At 53.8% G+C, this 5,585-nt stretch carries 2 tRNA genes and 3 rRNA genes; all 5 read left to right on the top strand.

Annotated features, from left to right (window positions below):
* The first annotated feature begins 387 nt into the window (after positions 1–387).
* The 5 genes from WD006_RS29140 (at position 388) to rrf (ending at position 5,539) form a co-directional block, all read left to right on the top strand.
* Positions 388–1,919 (top strand): 16S ribosomal RNA (locus WD006_RS29140).
* Positions 1,920–1,982: 63 nt separating this feature from the next.
* Positions 1,983–2,059: transfer RNA gene (locus WD006_RS29135), tRNA-Ile, on the top strand.
* Between the two features lie 11 nt (positions 2,060–2,070).
* Positions 2,071–2,146: transfer RNA gene (locus WD006_RS29130), tRNA-Ala, on the top strand.
* Positions 2,147–2,428: 282 nt separating this feature from the next.
* Positions 2,429–5,307, top strand: a 23S ribosomal RNA gene (locus WD006_RS29125).
* Between the two features lie 118 nt (positions 5,308–5,425).
* Positions 5,426–5,539, top strand: a 5S ribosomal RNA gene (gene rrf, locus WD006_RS29120).
* The 16S, 23S and 5S rRNA genes sit together here with 2 tRNA genes alongside, the layout of an rRNA operon.
* Positions 5,540–5,585: the final 46 nt, after the last annotated feature.

Below are 5,585 nucleotides of genomic sequence, written 5' to 3'. Positions count from 1 at the left end.
AGGGTTGCGGGGCGGCAGTGGGTTGGGGTTGCGAGGGAATGCAGCGCTGACCGGCAGAAAAAAGTTCTGCAAAAACTGTTGACGAAACGCTGAATGCTCTGCATAATCTCGTTTCTCCGCTGCAACGAAATGACGGCAACGTCAGCGAGGCAGCGACAGCGAACCGGCAAAGCCGGGCGCTGAGGTTCTTTAACAATCAAACAACCGATAAGTGTGGGCGCTTGATGGCGAACGCCACGGTGACTTCGGTCGCTGTGATGCTTCAAAAGTTATCAGTGCTCGCACAGTAAAACATGTTGGTTGGGTTCTTCGGAGCCTGGCCAGTCAGTTTTCTGAGAGTGAGCGACCGCTCGAAAGAGCGAGGTGCTTCGGCACCACACAGAGATTGAACTGAAGAGTTTGATCCTGGCTCAGATTGAACGCTGGCGGCATGCCTTACACATGCAAGTCGAACGGCAGCGCGGACTTCGGTCTGGCGGCGAGTGGCGAACGGGTGAGTAATACATCGGAACGTACCCTGTTGTGGGGGATAACTAGTCGAAAGATTAGCTAATACCGCATACGACCTGAGGGTGAAAGTGGGGGACCGCAAGGCCTCACGCAGCAGGAGCGGCCGATGTCTGATTAGCTAGTTGGTGGGGTAAAGGCCCACCAAGGCGACGATCAGTAGCTGGTCTGAGAGGACGATCAGCCACACTGGGACTGAGACACGGCCCAGACTCCTACGGGAGGCAGCAGTGGGGAATTTTGGACAATGGGGGCAACCCTGATCCAGCAATGCCGCGTGTGTGAAGAAGGCCTTCGGGTTGTAAAGCACTTTTGTCCGGAAAGAAATCGCGCTGGTTAATACCTGGCGTGGATGACGGTACCGGAAGAATAAGCACCGGCTAACTACGTGCCAGCAGCCGCGGTAATACGTAGGGTGCGAGCGTTAATCGGAATTACTGGGCGTAAAGCGTGCGCAGGCGGTTTTGTAAGACAGGCGTGAAATCCCCGGGCTTAACCTGGGAATTGCGCTTGTGACTGCAAGGCTAGAGTGCGTCAGAGGGGGGTAGAATTCCACGTGTAGCAGTGAAATGCGTAGAGATGTGGAGGAATACCGATGGCGAAGGCAGCCCCCTGGGACGTGACTGACGCTCATGCACGAAAGCGTGGGGAGCAAACAGGATTAGATACCCTGGTAGTCCACGCCCTAAACGATGTCAACTAGTTGTTGGGGATTCATTTTCTCAGTAACGTAGCTAACGCGTGAAGTTGACCGCCTGGGGAGTACGGTCGCAAGATTAAAACTCAAAGGAATTGACGGGGACCCGCACAAGCGGTGGATGATGTGGATTAATTCGATGCAACGCGAAAAACCTTACCTACCCTTGACATGCCACTAACGAAGCAGAGATGCATTAGGTGCCCGAAAGGGAAAGTGGACACAGGTGCTGCATGGCTGTCGTCAGCTCGTGTCGTGAGATGTTGGGTTAAGTCCCGCAACGAGCGCAACCCTTGTCTCTAGTTGCTACGCAAGAGCACTCTAGAGAGACTGCCGGTGACAAACCGGAGGAAGGTGGGGATGACGTCAAGTCCTCATGGCCCTTATGGGTAGGGCTTCACACGTCATACAATGGTGCGTACAGAGGGTTGCCAACCCGCGAGGGGGAGCTAATCCCAGAAAACGCATCGTAGTCCGGATCGTAGTCTGCAACTCGACTACGTGAAGCTGGAATCGCTAGTAATCGCGGATCAGCATGCCGCGGTGAATACGTTCCCGGGTCTTGTACACACCGCCCGTCACACCATGGGAGTGGGTTTTGCCAGAAGTAGTTAGCCTAACCGCAAGGAGGGCGATTACCACGGCAGGGTTCATGACTGGGGTGAAGTCGTAACAAGGTAGCCGTATCGGAAGGTGCGGCTGGATCACCTCCTTTCTAGAGGCTTGTGTTCACAAGTCAAGCGTTCACACTTATCGGTTTGTTTGCTGTTACAGCCAAGGGTCTGTAGCTCAGGTGGTTAGAGCACCGTCTTGATAAGGCGGGGGTCGTAGGTTCAAGTCCTACCAGACCCACCAAGTTATCGCGCGGGGGATTAGCTCAGCTGGGAGAGCACCTGCTTTGCAAGCAGGGGGTCGTCGGTTCGATCCCGTCATCCTCCACCAGTACCTTGGGGTTGTAGTCAAAGACAAGAATTCAGGCGAGGCGCCTGAGTGTTTGTCTTTGGCTGTTGCCAACAGGCGTTAAGCCTGGCTGTTCTTTAACAATATGGGATGTAGTAAAGGTGTCGCGAGCGTTGATGAGACGCTGTAGTACAAACGCGATACCGGGTTGTGATTGTATCAACCAAAAAGTATTTAAAGTGATCGAAAGATGACTTGGAATACGGCACAAACGCGAGAACTCAGACCTATGACGGTCGTGTCCGAGAGACACACTCGTTATAGGGTCAAGCGAACAAGTGCATGTGGTGGATGCCTTGGCGATTACAGGCGATGAAGGACGCGGTAGCCTGCGAAAAGCTTCGGGGAGCTGGCAAACGAGCTTTGATCCGGAGATGTCCGAATGGGGAAACCCGGCCCGAATGGGTCATCCCTGACTGAATACATAGGTCAGGGAAGCGAACGCGGCGAACTGAAACATCTAAGTAGCTGCAGGAACAGAAATCAACCGAGATTCCCAAAGTAGTGGCGAACGAAATGGGAAGAGCCTTGTACTCTTTAGCAGCATTGTTAGCAGAACGGGATGGAAAGCCCGGCCATAGCAGGTGATAGCCCTGTATGCGAAAACAGCGTTGTGGAACTAGGTGTACGACAAGTAGGGCGGGACACGTGAAATCCTGTCTGAAGATGGGGGGACCATCCTCCAAGGCTAAATACTCGTAATCGACCGATAGTGAACCAGTACCGTGAGGGAAAGGCGAAAAGAACCCCGGGAGGGGAGTGAAATAGATCCTGAAACCGCATGCATACAAACAGTCGGAGCCTGGAAACGGGTGACGGCGTACCTTTTGTATAATGGGTCAGCGACTTACATTCAGTGGCAAGCTTAACCGATTAGGGAAGGCGTAGCGAAAGCGAGTCCGAATAGGGCGTTGAGTCGCTGGGTGTAGACCCGAAACCAGATGATCTATCCATGGCCAGGTTGAAGGTGCGGTAACACGTACTGGAGGACCGAACCCACTAACGTTGAAAAGTTAGGGGATGAGCTGTGGATAGGGGTGAAAGGCTAAACAAATCTGGAAATAGCTGGTTCTCTCCGAAAACTATTTAGGTAGTGCCTCGTGTCTCACCTTCGGGGGTAGAGCACTGTCATGGTTGGGGGGTCTATTGCTGATTACCCCGCCATAGCAAACTCCGAATACCGAAGAGTGCAATCACGGGAGACAGACATCGGGTGCTAACGTCCGGTGTCAAGAGGGAAACAACCCAGACCGCCAGCTAAGGTCCCAAAGATTGGCTAAGTGGGAAACGAAGTGGGAAGGCTAAAACAGTCAGGAGGTTGGCTTAGAAGCAGCCACCCTTTAAAGAAAGCGTAATAGCTCACTGATCGAGTCGTCCTGCGCGGAAGATGTAACGGGGCTAAGCCAGTCACCGAAGCTGCGGACGCACGCAAGTGCGTGGTAGGAGAGCGTTCTGTAAGCCTGTGAAGGTGTCTTGTAAAGGATGCTGGAGGTATCAGAAGTGCGAATGCTGACATGAGTAGCGATAAAGGGGGTGAAAGGCCCCCTCGCCGTAAGCCCAAGGTTTCCTACGCAACGTTCATCGGCGTAGGGTGAGTCGGCCCCTAAGGCGAGGCAGAGATGCGTAGCTGATGGGAAGCAGGTTAATATTCCTGCACCGTCGTATGATGCGATGGGGGGACGGATCGCGGAAGGTTGTCCGGGTGTTGGAAGTCCCGGTCCCTGCATTGGAGAAGGCGCTTAGGCAAATCCGGGCGCGGAATTCAAGGATGTGGGGCGAGCGGCCTAGTGCTGCGAAGCAATTGGAAGTGGTTCCAAGAAAAGCCTCTAAGCTTCAGTCATACGAGACCGTACCGCAAACCGACACAGGTGGGCGAGATGAGTATTCTAAGGCGCTTGAGAGAACTCGGGAGAAGGAACTCGGCAAATTGGTACCGTAACTTCGGGATAAGGTACGCCCTTGTAGCTTGACTGGCCTGCGCCAGGAGGGTGAAGGGGTTGCAATAAAATGGTGGCTGCGACTGTTTAATAAAAACACAGCACTCTGCAAACACGAAAGTGGACGTATAGGGTGTGACGCCTGCCCGGTGCCGGAAGATTAAATGATGGGGTGCAAGCTCTTGATTGAAGTCCCGGTAAACGGCGGCCGTAACTATAACGGTCCTAAGGTAGCGAAATTCCTTGTCGGGTAAGTTCCGACCTGCACGAATGGCGTAACGATGGCCACACTGTCTCCTCCCGAGACTCAGCGAAGTTGAAGTGTTTGTGATGATGCAATCTCCCCGCGGCTAGACGGAAAGACCCCATGAACCTTTACTGTAGCTTTGCATTGGACTTTGAACCGATCTGTGTAGGATAGGTGGGAGGCTTTGAAGCGTGGACGCTAGTTCACGTGGAGCCGTCCTTGAAATACCACCCTGGTTTGTTTGAGGTTCTAACCTTGGCCCGTGAATCCGGGTCGGGGACAGTGCATGGTAGGCAGTTTGACTGGGGCGGTCTCCTCCCAAAGTGTAACGGAGGAGTTCGAAGGTACGCTTGGTACGGTCGGACATCGTACCTAAAGTGCAATGGCAAAAGCGTGCTTAACTGCGAGACCGACAAGTCGAGCAGGTGCGAAAGCAGGACATAGTGATCCGGTGGTTCTGAATGGAAGGGCCATCGCTCAACGGATAAAAGGTACTCTGGGGATAACAGGCTGATACCGCCCAAGAGTTCATATCGACGGCGGTGTTTGGCACCTCGATGTCGGCTCATCTCATCCTGGGGCTGTAGCCGGTCCCAAGGGTATGGCTGTTCGCCATTTAAAGAGGTACGTGAGCTGGGTTTAAAACGTCGTGAGACAGTTTGGTCCCTATCTGCCGTGGGCGTTGGAATCTTGACGGGGGCTGCTCCTAGTACGAGAGGACCGGAGTGGACGTACCGCTGGTGTACCTGTTGTCTCGCCAGAGGCATCGCAGGGTAGCTATGTACGGAAGAGATAACCGCTGAAAGCATCTAAGCGGGAAACTCGCCTGAAGATGAGGATTCCCTGGAGGCTTGACCTCCTTGAAGGGTCGTTCGAGACCAGGACGTTGATAGGCTGGGTGTGGAAGCGCAGTAATGCGTTAAGCTAACCAGTACTAATTGCCCGTAAGGCTTGATCCTATAACCAGTGTGTTTTACCTGGTGAGTGCGCCTTGTGCCCAGGTGTGCAACACAACCCAATCTTTACTACACCCAGATTCGCCGCGCTGACCTTGGGTCAGCCCGGCAACCCCTCATGCCTGGTGACCATAGCAAGTTGGAACCACTCCTTCCCATCCCGAACAGGACCGTGAAACGACTTCGCGCCGATGATAGTGCGGACTACCCGTGTGAAAGTAGGTCATCGCCAGGCTCTTATACCCAAAACCCCCAGCCCCATAAGCTGGGGGTTTTGCTTT

The sequence above is a fragment of the Cupriavidus sp. Met-2 genome (genome assembly GCF_049843575.1).
Lineage (GTDB): Bacteria > Pseudomonadota > Gammaproteobacteria > Burkholderiales > Burkholderiaceae > Cupriavidus > Cupriavidus metallidurans.
The sequence above is the reverse complement of the archived record's forward strand: the minus strand, read 5'-3'. Positions and strand labels throughout refer to the sequence as shown.